Annotated in this window: 13 protein-coding genes; 5 read left to right on the forward strand and 8 right to left on the reverse strand. The window is 62.8% G+C overall.

All coding sequences use genetic code 11. The annotated features are described in order from the left end of the window. The first annotated feature begins 85 nt into the window (after positions 1–85). From ATE48_RS05950 to ATE48_RS05960, 3 genes are all read left to right on the forward strand, one after another. On the forward strand, positions 86–1,210 hold the full coding sequence (locus tag ATE48_RS05950) for an iron-containing alcohol dehydrogenase (RefSeq protein WP_066768892.1): 1,125 nt from the start codon (positions 86–88) through the stop codon (positions 1,208–1,210). 4 nt (positions 1,211–1,214) lie between these two features. Beyond that, positions 1,215–1,505, forward strand: coding sequence for a hypothetical protein (locus ATE48_RS05955; RefSeq protein ID WP_066768895.1), 291 nt, complete (start codon positions 1,215–1,217; stop codon positions 1,503–1,505). 68 nt (positions 1,506–1,573) lie between these two features. Then, entirely contained in the window at positions 1,574–2,401 is an 828-nt protein-coding gene (locus ATE48_RS05960) for an AraC family transcriptional regulator (RefSeq protein ID WP_066768897.1), read from the forward strand. Positions 2,402–2,615: 214 nt separating this feature from the next. On the opposite strand, the gene ATE48_RS05965 is transcribed toward ATE48_RS05960, so the two are convergent. The 3 genes from ATE48_RS05965 to ATE48_RS05975 are packed head-to-tail and all read right to left on the reverse strand — an operon-like array spanning position 2,616 to position 6,040. Further along, the gene (locus tag ATE48_RS05965; RefSeq protein ID WP_066768902.1) at positions 2,616–3,515 is read right to left on the reverse strand and encodes an alpha/beta fold hydrolase; all 900 of its coding nucleotides are present in this window, start codon (positions 3,513–3,515) and stop codon (positions 2,616–2,618) included. An 11-nt stretch (positions 3,516–3,526) separates the two neighbouring features. Beyond that, on the reverse strand, positions 3,527–4,018 hold the full coding sequence (locus tag ATE48_RS05970; RefSeq protein ID WP_156767622.1) for a hypothetical protein: 492 nt from the start codon (positions 4,016–4,018) through the stop codon (positions 3,527–3,529). Between the two features lie 18 nt (positions 4,019–4,036). Then, positions 4,037–6,040 (reverse strand): S8 family serine peptidase, encoded by a 2,004-nt coding sequence (locus ATE48_RS05975; protein WP_066768908.1) that lies wholly within the window; start codon positions 6,038–6,040, stop codon positions 4,037–4,039. 110 nt (positions 6,041–6,150) lie between these two features. On the opposite strand from ATE48_RS05975, the gene ATE48_RS05980 reads away from it, so the two are divergent. Then, entirely contained in the window at positions 6,151–6,846 is a 696-nt protein-coding gene (locus ATE48_RS05980; RefSeq protein ID WP_066768910.1) for a hypothetical protein, read from the forward strand. A gap of 57 nt (positions 6,847–6,903) precedes the next feature. Here ATE48_RS05980 and ATE48_RS05985 read toward each other — a convergent pair whose 3' ends face one another. From ATE48_RS05985 to ATE48_RS06000, 4 genes are all read right to left on the reverse strand, one after another. Beyond that, a complete protein-coding gene (locus tag ATE48_RS05985; RefSeq protein WP_066768913.1) occupies positions 6,904–9,759 on the reverse strand; it encodes a TonB-dependent receptor domain-containing protein in 2,856 nt (951 codons plus the stop codon). Positions 9,760–9,890: 131 nt separating this feature from the next. Then, complete coding sequence (locus ATE48_RS19350; protein ID WP_083197184.1) at positions 9,891–11,765, reverse strand: ATP-binding protein; 1,875 nt, start codon at positions 11,763–11,765, stop codon at positions 9,891–9,893. Then, positions 11,765–12,484 carry a response regulator gene (locus ATE48_RS05995; protein WP_066768916.1) on the reverse strand — a complete coding sequence of 240 codons (720 nt, stop codon included), beginning with the start codon at positions 12,482–12,484 and terminating at the stop codon, positions 11,765–11,767. The genes ATE48_RS19350 and ATE48_RS05995 overlap by 1 nt, the downstream gene beginning before the upstream one ends. Position 12,485: 1 nt before the next feature. Next, entirely contained in the window at positions 12,486–13,583 is a 1,098-nt protein-coding gene (locus ATE48_RS06000) for a serine hydrolase domain-containing protein (protein WP_066768919.1), read from the reverse strand. A 149-nt stretch (positions 13,584–13,732) separates the two neighbouring features. On the opposite strand from ATE48_RS06000, the gene ATE48_RS19955 reads away from it, so the two are divergent. Further along, the gene (locus ATE48_RS19955; RefSeq protein ID WP_066768921.1) at positions 13,733–14,584 is read left to right on the forward strand and encodes a hypothetical protein; all 852 of its coding nucleotides are present in this window, start codon (positions 13,733–13,735) and stop codon (positions 14,582–14,584) included. Between the two features lie 913 nt (positions 14,585–15,497). On the opposite strand, the gene pbpC is transcribed toward ATE48_RS19955, so the two are convergent. After that, the gene (gene pbpC, locus ATE48_RS06015; RefSeq protein ID WP_066768928.1) at positions 15,498–17,504 is read right to left on the reverse strand and encodes a penicillin-binding protein 1C; all 2,007 of its coding nucleotides are present in this window, start codon (positions 17,502–17,504) and stop codon (positions 15,498–15,500) included. Positions 17,505–17,603 lie beyond the last annotated feature (99 nt).

The raw sequence follows: 17,603 nt of genomic DNA on the forward strand, positions 1-17,603 counted from the left end.
CGAAGACTAGCTGCGGCGCCGAAGATGTCCAATGCCGGTGGCGGTTCCGTTCCGGCTATGGGACAAGTGCGCGACGGAGCGACCAATGGCGCAGATGAACTTCCTTACCCAGTGCACATTCGATTTCGGCGCACTGGCGCAAATATCAAGAATCCTGAAGACAAACGGCGTCAGCCGGCCTTTCGTGGTCACCGACCCTGGGCTGAAGAGCAACGGCCTCTTGGACATCCTGCTCTCGGCGCTCGGCGAACCGCCGGCCGGCGTTTTCACCGACACGCCCCCAAACCCAACCGAGTCTGCCTCGCGCGCTGCCGCTGATGCTTATCGCGCGTCCGGCGCTGACGGGATCATTGCCTTCGGCGGCGGCTCATCCATGGACCTCGCGAAAGCGATGGGCCTGATGGTGACGCACGAAGGTCCGTTCGAGCGCCTGGGCGGTTCGAAGCGCGGCATGAAATTCATCACCAAGATTCCGCCGCTGATCGCTGTGCCGACAACAGCCGGAACTGGCAGCGAAGTGTCACCCGGCGCCGTCGTCATTCTCGACAACGGGATGAAGGAAACTTTCGTCTCCGCGTTTCTCGTCCCGACCGCCGCCGTTTGCGATCCTGAACTCACGCTCGGTCTGCCCGCATCGCTCACCGCCGCCACAGGCATGGACGCGATGACTCACTGCATTGAAGCCGTCCTGACACCGGTCGTGCATCCGCCCGCGGAAGCAATCGGCATTGACGGGGCTGAACGCATCTCCAAATGGCTCGAGCGCGCCGTGAAAGACGGCAGCGATCGCGACGCGCGCTGGCACATGATGATGGGCTCGTTTGAGGGCGCATTGGCATTCGCGAAGGGCCTCGGCGCCGTTCACGGCCTCAGTCACGCCTTGGGCCGCATCCATGAGCTCAAACTGCACCACGGCACGCTCAACGCAGTGATCCTGCCGCACTCACTCGCCATGATTGGCAACAGCGCAGAAGAGAAATTCGCGCGCCTGCGCCGCGCGCTTGGTCTCGCGCCAAACGCTGACCTCCCCCAATATATCGCCGATCTCAACGCACGCATCGGCTTGCCGTCAGGCCTTGGCGCAATGGGCGTGAAGGTCGAGCATGGCGAAGGTGCGATCGACTACGCGGTCGCCGATCTCGCGACGCTCTCCAACGCCGTACCGTTCGATGGCGACAAGTACCGCGAGTTGTTCAAGCGCGCGCTATAACCTCGTGAGCGATGTCTTGGCCCTGCTCGACGTCTTTCATAGGGCGCGCGACCTCGTGGCGCGCCCAGGCAACGACTTCGCCTGGTCGAGCTGGCGCGACGGCGATCACGCGCTAGAAGAAATCGACGCCATCATTTTGCGTCTTCAGCGCGGTGAAATCCCCGCACGACAGGCGATGTCGATCCTCTTTGCGCCAACTGGGCCGATGCAGGAGCTCAGCCTCTCCAGCGGCTGGGGCAATCGCTTCCTCGGCTTGGCCGAAGAGTTCGATGCGGCAATTGGGGACGCGCCCTAACAGGGAAGTGATGTGCGCTCGTCGCGCGCCCGCTTGCTCACTGTGCGGCGCGCGCGCAACCTCGGCGAATGTCTATCGAAGCCATAAATTCCGCTTGGCCGCCGAGCCGCGCCGACCGCGCGCGTCCGGTCAACGAGGATAGCTGCGCCGCAGATCCAAGCGGCCCCGCCGCGGAGTGGACGTATGAGGACGCCGCAATCGGCTTTGTCATGTCGGGCTGGTTTGAATACGCCAGCGAAGATCAAACAACCCTCGCCGCACCCGGCTCGATTATTCTTGGCAACGCCGGTGAAGCCTTCAGCGTTCGCCACATCGACACGCAGGGCAATCGCCGCCTCGTCGTCACCTTCGAGCGCGATCTTCTGGAAGAAGTCGCCCACGAAGCCGGCGTCAGCCCGCGCTTCGACACCATCGCACTGCCACCAAGCCAAACCGCCACGCGCATGTTCGGCCACATTCGCGCGCTCGCCAAACCTGGCGGCGAAGACATGCGCTATCAACTTGCACATGCCGCGCTCACGGCACAGCAGCCACGCCCACTTGAAGCAATTTCTACGCGCGACCGCACTCGCGTTCAGCGCGCCGTCAGCCATATCGCCGAGAATTTCGGTGAGTCCTGCTCACTCCAAACACTTGCCGACATCGCCGGCCTCAGCCGCTTTCACTTCGTCCGTATGTTCGGCGCCGTCGTTGGCCAAACGCCGAACCAGTACCTCATCAATACGCGCATGCGCGCTGCTTCCGATCGGCTGATGACGACGCGCACCCCCATCACTCAGATCGCCTTCGAAGTCGGCTTCAACGACATCTCGCATTTCTATGCCTGCTTCCGTGACGCGTTTGGCTGCACCCCGCGCCAATGGCGTTTGCGCGCCTGGGCAACATCACCCAACTGAACGCGCAGTACGGGCCAACAGCGCGCCCATCCCGGCGCGCTTACGACCCGGTCTCGTTGCGTTGGCCTTAGGCGAGCGCGAGACTGCAACCGAACAGCAATCCGCCCGGCAACGCGCCGTCAGCGCTTGTGACGCAAGCTGCGGCGATGTCCGACGCGGACAAATACAATCATCCTTAGATCAGCTGACACGCGCGCTTGCGACGCCCGAAGCGTCACTCGACCTTAGCCAGAAAGTCCAGAACCGCGTCCCATGCGTCGGGCTCATCGAGCATCGGCGCATGGCCGATTCCCTCGATCGTGACGGCGTCGACCCGATCATTGACGGCGCGCATGCGTTCGGCCGCTTCTTGGCTCAAAATGTCGGAAAGGCCGCCGCGAACGCTCAGCACCGGCGCCTTCGCCAGCGCCTCGAAATACGGCGTCAGATCCGCGGGCGGCGCATCAGCGTCAAAGTCCGCGAACGCCAGAGCGATATGCGGATCGTAGTCCAATTCGATTTGGCCGTCGTCGCGCGCGCGGAATGTCCGATGCGCAAACGCCAACCAGAACGCATCATCATCGAGGCGATCTGGAAATGCCGCGCCGTTGGTTGACCGCGCAGCTACCGCCGCGTCCTGCCAAGAGGCTACCGGCTGCACATGACCGACATAGTTGGCGATCCGCGCGAGCCCGGACGTGTTGAGCTGCGGCCCAACATCATTAAGCACTGATGCGGCAATCCGATCAGGATTGGTCGCCGCGATCACCATCGTGATCAAGCCGCCCATCGATGTGCCAAGAAAGACGGCCCGTCCGATGCCCAGCGAGTCCAAAAGCTTCAACACGTCTTGCGCGTAGACTGCAGGCACATAGTGCGCGGGGTCAGGATCGTTCGCGCTTTTGCCGCGCCCACGCATGTCAGGAACGATAACACGACGGCCAAGCGCGGCGATGCGAGGTGCGATCACTTCGAAGTCGCGTGAATTGCGCGTGAGCCCGTGAAGACAAACAACCGGCGCACCCGTCTCGGGCGCCAAAGGCGGATAGTCTCGCGCATAAATCGCAAGCCCATCCAAGGTGGCGATCACGCGTTCTTCGTAACCGCCGATGCCGATTGGCGCGCCAGCGTCCATGCTCTTCTCCGTCAGCCCGGCGCGCGCTGCGGCGTGACCGTTGCATTGGCGTCGACATACTCAACCGCGCGCATGGCCCGCAACCGCGCGCCCCAGCTTTGTTGCACAGCGCTACGTTCACTCACCGCAACGGTTTGGCAGGTTCGCAGCACGATTTCCGCGCCGCCCACAGTGAAGCGATCGAAGCACAACCCAGCGAACCAAGCCTGCCGCGTAAGTTGAACTTCGACTTGACGCTGCGCCCGCACGAGCTCGCCGCGCGCAGCGAGCGCCTGCGCCCGCGCGATCGGCCCGCTGCCACGGAACTTTACGATAAAACCCACGTGCGCCGCGAGGTCTTGCGCCTGCGCAATCTGCGCCGCTGCTTGCGGCTGCGCATGAGCACGAGTCTCGGGCTGAAACGCGATCATGAGCGCGCCAGCCATCAACACGCCTGTTACGGCAATGCCCCAAGTACGGTGCGCGTTCACATCCATAGGCTGACCTTGGCCCTGCTCTCGCATACGGTAAAGCCCAATCGCCTACGGCGTCCGCGCAGCCAGTGCGAGGTCAAGCCTGCCGCGCCCGCTTGGACGGGCACATGTCGCTGAACCGGCGCTAATCGGCGTCGCATTGGCCGAACGCGCGCATTCGATCTCTGCAAAATTCGCCGGAAACGAAGAGATGGCCCGCGTAAAGAGTGCGTTCTCCAACTCGCGCCCTCTCAGCCCAGATTGAGCCGCCAGCAACGCCAACGCAGCGGAAACGTGCGGCGCAGCCATCGATGTCCCTTGCAGGAACGAATAATAGCAACGCTCGGTCGAGTTGGAATTCAGCGGATCATAGCAGCCACTCTGGGTAGAGCGTGTCGAGAGCACACCGTCCGGACGCCCGTCATTGTCGCTGTCGGCAAACACATCACCGCCTGGCGCCAGCAAATCCACTTCCGGGCCAAAGTTAGAGTAGAACGCCAAACCACCGCCCGCGTCGTTCGCGCCAACGACAATTACATTGTTGCAGTTAGCAGGCGCGTAGAGCGAGGCGCGATTGGCTTTGTTGCCAGCCGCGACCACTACAACGACATTGCGCGCCACCGCGGCATCGATCGCAGCCTGCATCGAAGCTGGGCACGGCGCCTGAATTGTGAGGCTCATATTGATGATGTCAGCCTGCGTCGTGCTGGCGATCTGCTGATTGCCGGCGGTGATCGCCGGCGCGATGCCAGCAGCCCAGCGGATGCCAGACACGATGTCAGCAAGCTCGCCGCCGCAGCGTCCAATCACCCGCACCGGAATCACGGTCACGTCCCAGGCCCCGCCCGCGACGCCCACCCGATCATTTGTCGCCGCCGCACCAATCGTGCCCGCGACGTGGGTGCCGTGATAGGAATTTTCCGCGCTGGCGCCGCACCGATCGCCGGCATCATTGGCGTCCGCATCGACGCCATCGCCGTCACCGCCGCGCTCGGGATTGTTGATGAGATCAACACCAGAGCTGACATTCGCAGCATTGCGAATATCCGGATGCGAAAGATCCAATCCCGTATCGAGCACGGCCACGCGAACGGTCCGCGCGCCAACCTGATGCGACTCCCAGAAAGCCACAAAACCCGCGCCACCAGGCGAAGCATTCGGCCCCGTGCTGGCGCGATAGTGCCATTGCAAAGCGTACAACGGATCGTTGGGCACGCCTCCAATCGGTTGCGGCGCGGGCATCGTCGTTGCCGGCGCCGATGGAGACGGATTTTGCGTCGTCGGCTGTGATGGCGAAGGCTGCGTCGGCTGATCTCGGCGAGGCGGACGCGTAAAGCCACTGTCCGCAATAAAGTTAGGTTCGACGTATTCGAACTGACCAGACTGGGCGAGCCTCTGAATTGCACAGCGTGTCGCCAAAGCAATATCACCCTCGAGCTGCGCTTGGCTCACGATCCGTGGACACCGATCCGCCGGACTCCACTCGATCGCATCCGGGACATCATCTCCTGTGGTCTCATTGTTTTGTTTCGCGCCGCGATACGCCGTTGGGCTCACACCGGAGGACAGATCGACAGTCACCACGCCGCCCGGGCGCACGCGAATTTCGCCGTTCACACCTAAACGCCGCAACGTGTCCTGTGCGGCGCTGCTCGCGGCGGCCGAGGCCTGCGTCTCAGCGCGCGTGCGCAACTGCTCCGCGACATTGTCCGGCAATTGCTCCAATGCCTCGACACCCTCGCTGCGCACAGCGCGCGCAAAGTTCGACGCAAGGCCCATGTCGGTTGCGGCCTCTGAAAGCTCGCGTTCAACTTGGGCCCCGACCAAGATCTGCCCCGGCGCGATCAAAACCGGATCAGGAGCCAGGATCGCCGCCATCTCGGCCTGGGGCTGCACCGCCCCGGAGAGCGCCCGCGCATCAAGCGGCACATCATCCAAAGGCGTCGGCCCCGGTGCTTCCACGCTCGCGCCGCCAGTCATGCGTTCCCAGACGTCGCCGAGCTGGTCGCACGCACCCAGCGCCAAGATCGGCGCGAGCGCAAGAGCGGCCAGACTCCACCGGCGTTGCGACATCGCTTGAACTCCCCACCTAAATTCTAGGACACTGGAACGTTAGCTTGGCGGCCCCCGATGACAAGGCGATGTCGGAGGACGACCGTGGAGAAGGGCCGGTAGCGGCGCAAATGAGCATTTTCCCCTTAGCGGCGAATCTGGCCGCGGCGCGCCAACCGGATGCGCCGCGCGCGCGGACAGAAGACGAGGCCACCACTTTGGCGGGTGGGCCTGTGTTCCTGGCCGTCGAGGAACTTCCCGATCAGTTCGAAACGCCAGCCGCCGCCGAACAAGCGGTGCCGGATCTTTACGGTACGGGGCTCTATGAACTCACGTGGCGCGAAGGCGCTTGGCGCGTGATCATGCGCTACTGGCGCCCGGCGCCTCCCGCACCGGTCGCACGTACCGGCGATGCGGCCGCCAAAAAACCGCTCGGCCATGCCCGCACACCCGAGCAAGCGCGTGTGTTGCTGGGCGCTCCGGCTGAACTCGCAAGTGAAGTGCTGGCGAAACTCTATCTCGATCACAAAGCGCTACTGAAACGCTGGAGCGCGTTGGTAAAAAACGGCCTCGCCGAAATCGTTGAGCGTGATGGCAAGTTCGCGGTGTCGCTCACCTATTGGCGGCCGATGCACGCGCCCGGCATCGCAGCGCCTCTTGCGCCGGTCGAACGGATCGAGCTTGCCGAACGCGTTGCCGCACCAATGCGTGGCCCAACACCGCAAGCCGATCTCGATATCGGCCTTTTTGAAAACCAGGCGCCGGAAAATCCTAACGTGTTGCTCGTCACCGAAGAAGGAGACGGCCGTTTCCGGGGAAGCGAATGACGAAACGGCGCCGGTGGTGGCCCACCGGCGCCGCGTCACTCGAACCCTACCCCGCTCTTATTGGCGATAGCTGATCCGGAAATAGCCGAAGCGTCCCGGAGCATCGTAGGTCGTCGGATCGAAGTTGTTCAGACCGCACGTGACGCACCCTGGCGGATCTTCGTCCGTAATGTTGTTGATGCCGAGGGCCAGCGTAACGCGATCCTCGAGCACTGCTGGCGTCCAGCGCGCCTGCATGTCCCAGTAAGTCACCGCGTCCAGCGAGTTGGCGGCGCCAGATTCGTCCACATCCGAGATGTAACGAGCCGTGGCCGTCGCGCCGAACTGACGCCAATCCCAATCAACCGAAAGGGTCGATTTCACTTCTGGATAAGCTTGGTCAGGGCTGCCGCGTTCGGTGCCTTCGCGCGGGATCGAGATGATGCCCGTCGCGGTCGGAACCAGTTCGTTATATTCGAGCAGGAAGTTCGTCGATGAGCGCACCTGGAAGACGCCCATCGACGTTTCCGGCGACGTCCAATTGACCGTGAAGTCGATCGCTTGGGTCTCGATGCCGCCGATATTGATCAGCGGGTTAGAGATCGCCGAGACCGTACCCGTCGGCGTGCGTGTGATGGTGCCGCACGCGAGCGCGTCGCCAGTCTGCGCGCAACGATCAAGCAGCGCTTGACCGTCTTGTGCTTTGATCGCGCCATCCAGTGTGATGTCTGAATAGTTGATCTCGAACGAAATACGGTCAGACCATGCGGTGTCCGCCCAGAAGGACGGCTGCCACACGACGCCGACATTGAAGCCTTCACTGGTTTCAGGTTGCAGCGCCGGATTGCCGCTGGTGATCACCGGCAGTTGCGGATTGAGCTGCGTGTACGAACCATTCGACGGCACGCCATTGTTCACGCAGTTGGTCTGCACATTCGCCGGTTGCGCCAAAAGGTTCGAGCACGGATCGGTGACTTCTTGGTCGAAGCGCGAGGCCGTTCCGTAAAGTTCGCCGATCGACGGCGCCCGGAAGCCCTCACCCCAATTGAAGCGCACGAGCACGTCCTCAACCGGCCGCCAGTTCAGACCCGCCTGGAAGGTCGAGTCTTGACCAGACGTCGAGTAGTCGAAGAGGCGTGCGGCTACAGATGCCGTCAGTTCATGCGCGAACGACGCATCGCTCAGCAGCGGAATGCGGAATTCGGCATAAGCTTCGCGCACCTCGATCTCGCCGCTCGCCGGTTGCGCCGGAATATCCGACGAGAAACCAGCAGCCACGATCGGGTCTGGATCGAAACGGCCGTCAGTGTGACGGTTCTCGATACCGAACGCAGCGCTCAACGGACCGGCCGGCAAGCTCAGCAGATCGCCGGTGATGTTGTAACTGAAGTCGAGCAAGTTCTGCTCTGACGAGTCGTGCTGCGTGAAGCCGATATAGTTCAACATCTCGGGCGTGATCGAACCAGCGCCACCGAAGATGTTCAACGGCACGCACGGATTGGTGCAACCGGCCAACGGACCAAGCGCCTGCACAACCCGCTGTGCGTTCACATTGCCTGTAAATGTCTGCTCGGCGTTGTTTTCCGACCAGACAACGTTGAAGTCCCAATCCCATGGATTGCCGAACAATTGCGCAGCGCCGCGCAACGTCGCCGTAAGATTGAACGTATCGACGTTCTGTTCGTAGTGGCGCGGCCCAGCTTCCACGAGGCGGCGGCCAACGAACACGAGCGTGCCGGCGCCCAGCTCGAAGCCAAACGGGTTGTAGGGATTGTCCGCCCCGATCACGACCGTATCTAGCAAATTGCCGTTGCCGGCATCTGGACCGACGAACAACGGCAGAGGCGCGGCTTGGTTGGCGGACTGACGTTCAACATACGAAGCGCGCAAGCGCAGCTCCATGCCGTTTGGCAAATCCTGGACCAGTTGGCCAAATACGCTCGTCCGCTCCGATGGCGTGAGCACGTAGTTGAAAGGTTGGAAGTTGAACCGCGCGTCCGTGGTGAAGCCCACGAAGTCGGGGCCGCCGTTTAGGAGCGCGGGATTGTAGGCCGGGAATCCACCCGGCGGGAACGCATGCGCCAGCGTGACGTCGAGATCCTGCAACGTATTGGGATCTGTCAAAATGAAGCGACCGAGCGGCGTGCCTGAGCTGCAACCGCCAGCCAAGCACGATGTCGCACCTGGTTGGGGGAATTGCGAAACGTCACGATCCGCGGCGAGAACATCGCCCTGGTCCACATAGCCGAAGCCGACGATCACGTGCGTGCTCGGCGAATTGATGCCGAACGACACGTTGTATTCTTGCGTCGCGCCATCGCCGTAATCGTAATAGCCGCCATATTGAGCCGAGGCGATCAAGCCATCTTGCTCATCGCGCGTGATGATGTTCACAACGCCGGCGATTGCGTCCGAGCCGTAAATCGACGAAGCGCCTTGTTGCAGCACTTCGATGCGATCGATCATCCCAGGGGGAATGGTATTCAGGTCGACCGAGCCTGGCACACCCGAAGCGGAGGCGCCGTTCACCCAGCGCAGGCCATCGACCAGCACCAGCGTGCGCGCGCCACCGAGGTAACGCAGGTCGACTTCGGCCGCGCCCGCGCCAACGCCGCCGCCATCCGGCGGGTTGCCGAAGTTGCCCGATGAATTAAAGCGTGTGTTCAGTCCGCCGCCTGAAATCGGCGTGCGCTGCAGAATGTCGGCCGTCGAAGAAAGACCCGTTCGCGCGATGTCTTCCTGACCAATATTGACGATCGGCTCGTTCTGCGACAGCGGCGATCTGATCCGCGTGCCAGTAACAACGATCGTGTCCTCGTCAACGTCCTGCGCAAAGGCCGGCGCGGCGCTCAGCGCCACGACGCCAAGGACGAACGCCGACATGATCGGACGCAAAATGGATGTGCTCAATAAACGCTTGCGGCTAGGCGACATGCGACCCTCCCAACCGGCGGATGTCAGCACCGGCTTGGGGTGAGCCTAGGCTTGGTTAATCTTGCCGCATCCGCCCGCGTCCGGCGCGTGTGTCGTGAGCGCTTCGCTCGCGCGCCGGGCGAAACCCGTGTTTAGGCCGGCAGCGTAACCCGCAACAGCGCACCCTGTTCGGCATCGAGAATGACGATATCGCCCCCGTGCGCGCGTGCGATCGAACGTGCAGCGGCAAGTCCAAGCCCCGCGCCGCGGGCGCCTTGCTCGTTCAACCGCACAAAGGGCTCAAACACGCTCTCGCGCTGCTCACCCGGAATACCCGGACCATCGTCTTCGACGTCGATGACGACAGCCCCAACTTCGCTACGCAGCTTGATCCGCGCCGAGTCGCCATACTTCAGCGCATTCTCCACGAGATTTGCGAACAAGCGCTTCAGCCCAAGCGACTGTCCTGTGATGATGAGGCGCTCATCGCCCTCAAACGTGACGCTGCGATGCTGATCGGCGTGATCGTCTGCGATACTTTGCAATAGCGCGGCCACATCGAGCCGAACGCGGGCCTCTTCCGCCGGATCATCGCGCGCGAACGCGATAAAGCTGGCCACCAGCGCTTCGACCTCGCCAATTTCCTTGGCCATCCGCTCACGATGCTCGGGCTCCGCATGCTCGGCCGCAAGACGCAAACGCATCAGCGGGGTTCGCATATCATGCGCCACGGCGGCTAATGTCTTGGTACGATCGGCGATCAACGCTCGCAAACGCGCCTGCATCGTATTCACCGCCCGCGCCGCGCCGCGCAACTCACGCGGCCCCTCTTCGACGACCGGCTCACTCTGCGGGTTAACACCCACCGCCTGCACCGCTTCTGAGAAGCTTCGGATCGGACGGGTCAAGTATCGCGCAAACCAAAGCGCCAAGATTGAGAGCAACAGAAGCGTGCCGCCGATAATTCCGGCAGCCCGCGCGATCCAGCCTAACTCCGCCCAATTGCGGCCCTGGCGCATGACGAGCCAACGGCCATCCGGCAATTGGGCGCCAACCTCAAAGCCGGAGATCAGCACCACGCCTTCGGGCGCGGGCGCAAATGTCGGCGGTGTCGGCGCCATTGGAGGCGCAAGGACGGCGCGCGGGGCCGGCGCAGGCGCCGCTGGGGTTGCGCGCGGCGTTGGCGTTTGGACTTCCGGCGCACGTGGCGCAATTGGAGGCGGCGGAACCACCGGCCCGTGCACATTCACTTCAACGTCCGGAACATTGTATTGAGCGTGATACTCGGTGCTGCCATCGGCGCCATGCACTTCGACGGTTTGGGTATGTCCGTCGCGCCGGTGAATGATCACGCGCCCATTCTCAATCTGAACGCGCTGCTCCATCCGCTCGGCAAGGCGCTCCGCAGCCGCCGCTTGGCGCTCAGCAACGGCCTCTGCGCGCGCTTCGGCGCGCGCAACCTCACGCTCGCGCGCAATCTCGATCGCATGCTGGCGCGCATCGAAAGATTCTCGGTCTTGTTCGAGGTCCTGAATGCGCTCTTCCGCCGCCTGAAGGCGCTCAGTCGCTTCTTCGTGCGCGCGCTGCGCCTCTTCGGCGGCGCGCCAAGCATCTTCCGCAGCTTGCTGGGACTGGTCCGTCCATTCCTCGAGACCGGCAACGCGGAAAACGAACGTGTCACTTTGCACGACGTTCGACGCCTGAATGCGAATCTGGTCTGGCCGCAGGTCAATCGCTTCAGCCAACTGAATCCGCGCGCCCGCCATCGCCGGCGAGTCAACGTCCTCAGGCGCTTCACCGCGCACGTCCCAAACCATGCCGCGCTCATTCATCGGCCGGTTGAGTGCAATCATGTGATCGTAGCCAGCCTGGAAATTGTCGGCGACCACGTCCGCGCGCATCACGTCCGGCGGACGCGGCGGCAGAAAGATCACGATAGCCAAGGTCGCGACGAATGCCGCCGCCAGGGCAATCGCCACCAGCACGCCAAGATAGGCTGCAACCGGAATGCCTCGGGTTTCACGCATCAGGAGGTCGGCTTCACCGCAAAGAGATAGCCCTCGCCCCGCACTGTGCGAATGATTTCGATGCCGCCGGGACGCTCCAGCTTGCGGCGCAAGCGCGAAACCTGAACATCGACGGCGCGATCAAACACGTCGCTGTCATTGTCGAACGCAAAGTCCAGCAATTGCTCACGTGAGAGCACGCGCTGGGGCCGCTCCACGAAAGCCCGCAACAAACGAAATTCACCGGCCGAAAGCGGGATCACCACGTCATCGGGATCAATCAGTTCACGTCGCGCGATGTCGATACGAAATCCGGCGAACCGCACGCTCTCACCAGGAGCTGCGCTGTCATTGTCCCTGCGGCGCAGCACGGCCTTGACGCGCGCAACCAGTTCACGCGGGTTACACGGCTTCGACATGTAGTCGTCTGCGCCGATCTCAAGCCCAACGATCCGGTCAGCGTCATCACCAAGCGCCGAGAGCATAATGATGGCCGGGCGTCCTTTCCCCGAAAGCCGCTTGCACGCAGAGAGCCCATCTTCGCCAGGCATCATCACATCGAGCACGATCACGTCGGCGCCTTTGGTGTTCAACACCTTCTCCAAACCCGGCACATCGCCAGCCGAAGACGCCGCAAAGCCCGCGCGCTGAAACACCTCCACCAAACCCTCGCGAATGGCGGAATCGTCATCGACGATGAGGACACGCGGCGGTTGGGCGATCTCGTTCATAAGCGCCATATTATTGCGGCCTCGGCCCGGCCAACAGAGCAAACACTGTAGAGCCTATTGTCTCGCCGGCAGGTGGTTCACGATTGGTGAGCACGACAACGGTCCAGGCGCCATTGCCCATCGCCAGCGTGTTCACGCCCGGCGCGCCGCCGGCAAACCCGATCCACGCCGTCGCCCGTCCCGTCTGTGGCTGCCCACGCAGTACTTGCGCCGTGAGTTCCGCATTGACCAACCGATGCGCGCGTAGCGCGTTATCGAACGCCAGCATGTCGCGAACCGTGGAGTAAGCATTGCCCGCAGCGCTGCCGGAAACACCGTGGAAGCGCGTCACGTCTTCTGCGGGGCCCTCAGGGCCACGCGGATGTCCGGTGAAGCGCGCGGCATCCACCGGCAATTGATCATTCCGCAGAAAGCCGCTGTGCGTCATTCCAGCAGGCGCGAGCACATGCTCGGCGATATATTGCTCGTAGGGCTGCCCGGTCACGCGCTCGATGATCTCGCCCAGCACCACATAGCAACCGTTGCAGTATTCATTGCCCGCACCCGGCGCAAACATCGGCGGCTGTTGCGCGACAAATGCGTAATAGGCGTGATTGCTGGTCAACTGCTCTTTCGGCAAGGCGCGAAACGCTGGACCAAAAATATCCGCGATCCCACCCTCATGTCCGATCAATTGCTGCACGGTCGCGGTTCGGGACACCGCATTCGGATAATCGGAAATGATCTCGGCGATCGTCGTTTGCGGTGTGATCCTGCCTTGCTGGATAAGCTGCGCGATCGCAACGTGCGTGAATACTTTGCCGATGGAAGCGATCGGAAAGCGGTCATCGACGCCAAGCGCCGTGTTCGTCGCCACATCGCGGCCGCCATAAGCGCGCGCGAAGATCTCGCGGCCATCGCGCGCCACCAGAACCGCGCCATTGAACACATCCGCGCGCTGCAAGCCCGCAAGCCACGGATCCAGGGCCGCCCCGATCTGGGGGTCGGTCATTTGGGAATTTACCGCCAAGGGCGGAAGCTGCGGGCGCGGCGGGCCATCGTCCTGCGCCAGCGCTGGCCCGGCAGCGAGCACCAATCCCAGGGCCAAAGCCGCGAATCTATTAGCCATTTGCCTGCTCTCCCGACCCAAATCCAAAGCGCGACAGATACGCGGCGTCTGTTTCGGCAATGTTTCAGCGCTGACGTACTGGGGAAACGTGCCAGCCCCATGGTCCGCCTCGTCATTAGCCCGCCAACCCGGGCAGAGAGGGGAAGTAGATGAAACTCACCATGGCCCTGGGCGTCGCACTCGCCGCCCTTACAGTGGCGGGCGCCAGCGCTCAATCGAGCACCCGCCACGTCGTGGTTCGCCACAGCGGCGCCAGCGACGTTAACTTCGACGCCAACAGCGATGGCTGGATCTCACGGGCGGAAGCCTCGGCCGCCTACGAGCGCGTCTTCGCTGATCTCGACACCAACGACGATGGCAAACTCGACGATGCCGATCACACGCGCATCCACGTCTCGGGCGACGCGCCTGCGGTTCATGTATTCAGAAGCGGCGACGGCGACCGACGCGAAGTTCGCGTCGTCACCGGCGATCTGAGTGAGGAAGACCAAGCGCGCATCGAGGCGCAAGTCGCCGAAGCCATGGCGCGCGCTGAAGTTCACGTCGAGCGCGCCGAGCGCGACGCCGAACGCGCCGAACGAGATGCTGAACGAGCCGAGCGCCAGGCCGAACGTATTGAACGCGAAGTGGAACGGGCTGTGGACCGCGCTGAACGCCAAGCGCACCGAGACGGCGCTCGCGAAGTCGTCGTCGTCCGCGTCGATGGCGACGGCGGCTCATGGACATCGCTTGAAGGCGACATGATCGCCCCAATGGCGCCCGTCCCGCCTGCACCACCCGTACCGCCGATCGGGCCGTTCATGATGTTGATCGCGAACTCCGAAGAGGCCGACCTGAACGGCGACGGCGCTCTTAGTCTCGAAGAATTCCGCAATCAGCACCTGCGCTTCTTCGACGCCAGCGACGCCAATGGCGATGGCCGGGTTCGCTTTGAAGAGCCGCCGGCGCCGCCAGAGCCGCCGGCGCCACCTGCTCCGCCCGAGCCTCCGCGTCGCCGCTGAGGAACGGGTCCGGCCGGGGCCCATCCACCCCGGCCGGAAGCCTTAACACTTAAACCGTGACCAGAGTCACAGCGTCCGGCGCATCCAAACACTATCTTGGCTGCATCAAAGGTTCAGACGAACCGCAACGCCAATAAGGGAGCTAGCAAATGTCCAAGTTTTTCTGCCTCGCCGCCGCGCTGGCCTTCTTCACACCGATGGCGTTGGCCACTCTTAATCAAGCTGCTCTGATCGTCGCCTGATCCCCCAAACCCGCCTGCGACGGTCATAACGGAAGGCGCGAACCGCCCTAGGGTTCGCGCCTTTTCCATTTCAAGGATCACAAGGCGCGGCGCTTTTGCTCCGCGCTTTTTGTCTGCACGTTTGCAGCGGCTGCGCTGCGCAAATGCATCGAAGAAAAAATCCATCGCATCGCATCCAAGCGCGCCGCCCTCGGCATCTCATAGTCAACAGACACTGAAACACGAGGGAAATTCACATGACCAAGATTGCCAGTATCGCCGCCGCCTTCGCCCTGTTTGCTCCGGTCGCCGTCGCGATCATCGCGCAAGCTGCCCAGATCGTCGCTTAATCCTGCCCACCCTGCAGTGACGATCGCAAACGAAGGCGCGGACCCCAAGGTTCGCGCCTTTTGTTTGCAACGCTTGCAGCGAAGAAATGCGCGCCCGACGCATCCGCCGAGAGCTTTAACAGCATCTCTTAGTCAACAGGAAAACAACCCGTTCAAATTCGGAAAGTACGACAATGAAAAAGTTTGCCTTTGTCCTTGCAGCCTTCGTGCTCTTCGCGCCGGTCGCGTATGCAGCGCTTTATCAAGCTGCATTGATGGTCGCATAATCCCTCCCCCCCGAGATTGCGACATCAGCTCCAGGCGCGGATCGTCCTCGGACGATCCGCGCCTTTCTTTTTTTGCTCACCCGCTATCTCGTATGCGGACGCGCACGTGCGCGCTTTGTCCGTCGGCATCCACCACGGTAACATTGTAGAAACCCGGCGCTGCTGGCCGCCAAATCGTTCGGCCGCTCGTGCTTTCCGCACCGACGCGCGCACCCTCGGCATACCAAGTCAGCGGCGCACGTCCCCCGCGCGCCGAAAGCGAAAGCCCGCGCGCATCTGCGCCATAATCCAGCACCAACACTTCGGCGCCCGACGGGGGAAACAGGATCGACAAATCCTCGCGTTCACCGCCCTCGAACCGCGCCAGGGCCGGTGCAACTGGATCGTGCTGCTCGCGCTCATGTTCAGGCGGCGCCGGTGCACCGATGAGATCGAACGCGTCAAACAAGATCGGCAGCGCCTCGCTGCGGCCTGTTGCACCAGGACGCGGCGCACCATCTGGACGCCCCACCCAAACGCCGATGGCGTATCCATTCGAAACGCCCAACGCCCACGCGTCGCGAAAACCGTAGGAGGTCCCGGTTTTGAATGCGACCTGCGGCGCGCCTTGCGCCACCGCCGCCGGCACACGTCCGGCCGGATGGGGAGAGCTCGCCAAGATTTCCAGCACGCGCTCTGCTGTCTGAGGACGAACAAAGCGGCGGCTGAACGAAAGCCCAGCAGCGTCTTCTGTCACCAACGGCCGCGCATCGCCCTCATCACCGAGCGCCGCGTATAATTGCACCAGATCTTCCAGCGTCATGCCGACGCCTCCGAGCGCCAGCGCCAGCCCCGGTTCGGAAATAGCACGCCTCGGCATCCGCACCTGCGCGCCCGCACGCGACAATGCCGCCTGAAAGCGCCCAGCGCCGATCCGCTCCAAAGTCGCCACCGCCGGCAAATTCAACGAATGCCGCAACGCGTCTTCAAGCGTCACATCACCGTGGAAGCGCCGGTCGAAATTCTCAGGCAAATACCCACCGAACCGCCTAGGCGCATCGCGCACCAGGGTTTCCGGCGCCGCGATGTTTTCGTCGAACGCAATCGCATACAAGAACGGCTTCAACGCGGAACCCGGCGAGCGCACAGCGCGGGTCATGTCGATATAGCCGCCCGCCCGCTCACGCCCCGCGCCGCCGACACGTCCGCGCACGGCGCGCCCATCGATCTGCACCGCTAGAATAGAGATCTGCGCATCACGCTCCAGCGCGCCGGCGCTCCGCCGCACCAGCGCCTCCAGATCGCGTTGCAACGTTGCATCAAGCGACGAGCGAACAACGCCGTCACCAAGATTGCGTTGCACCAATTCATAAGCCGCATGCGGGGCAGAATAGGGAAACGGCGATCGCGCCGGAATCGCGCCTTCCTTGCCCTCTTCAGCGCGGCGGCGATTAATCAGATGCGCGCTTACGAACATGTCGAGCACACGATCGCGCGATGCTCGCGCTGCTTGCGGGTGGCGGTCCGGCCGCCTCGCTTCAGGCGCCTGCGGCAACGCGATCAATAGCGCCATCTCGGCATCATCCAGCCACTCAGGATCGCGCTGGAAGTACGCCCGCGAAGCCGCCCGGACACCCTGAAGATTGCCGCCGTAGGGCGCCATGGTCAGATAAGCCGCGAGAATCTCGCGTTTGGACATGCGTGCTTCAATTTGGATCGCACGCAATATCTCGATCAGCTTCGATCCAATCGTGCGCGGGCGCGGCTCCAGCAAACGCGCCAACTGCATCGTGATCGTCGAACCGCCCTGCGTCACGCGCCCGGCGCGTAGGTAAGAAACGCTGGCGCGCGTGAGGGCGATCGGATCGAACCCTGGATGAAACCAAAAGCGTTCATCTTCGATCGCAATCAGGCGCCTTTGAAACTCCGGATCAATCTCACCCAGCCGTGCCTCAAGCCGCCAGGCGCCATCGCCGGTCGTGAACGCCATCAGCCATTCGCCGTTGTGATCCAGCACAACCGGCGAGACCTCCCGCACACGCCGCAAAGGCGGCGCAAAGAGGGCGTCGAGTGTGAACAATGTAAGCACCAGCGCGCCAAACATGCTCGCCCACCGTTTGCCGGCTTTCGAGAGCGGCAACCCAAGCGTCCGCCCCCTCCTCTTGGGAGGAGGGGGTTGGGGGTTAAGGTGAGGCTCGACGGT

The sequence above is a fragment of the Candidatus Viadribacter manganicus genome, from assembly GCF_001679665.1.
In the GTDB taxonomy this organism is placed as follows: Bacteria; Pseudomonadota; Alphaproteobacteria; order Caulobacterales; family Aquidulcibacteraceae; genus Vitreimonas; species Vitreimonas manganica.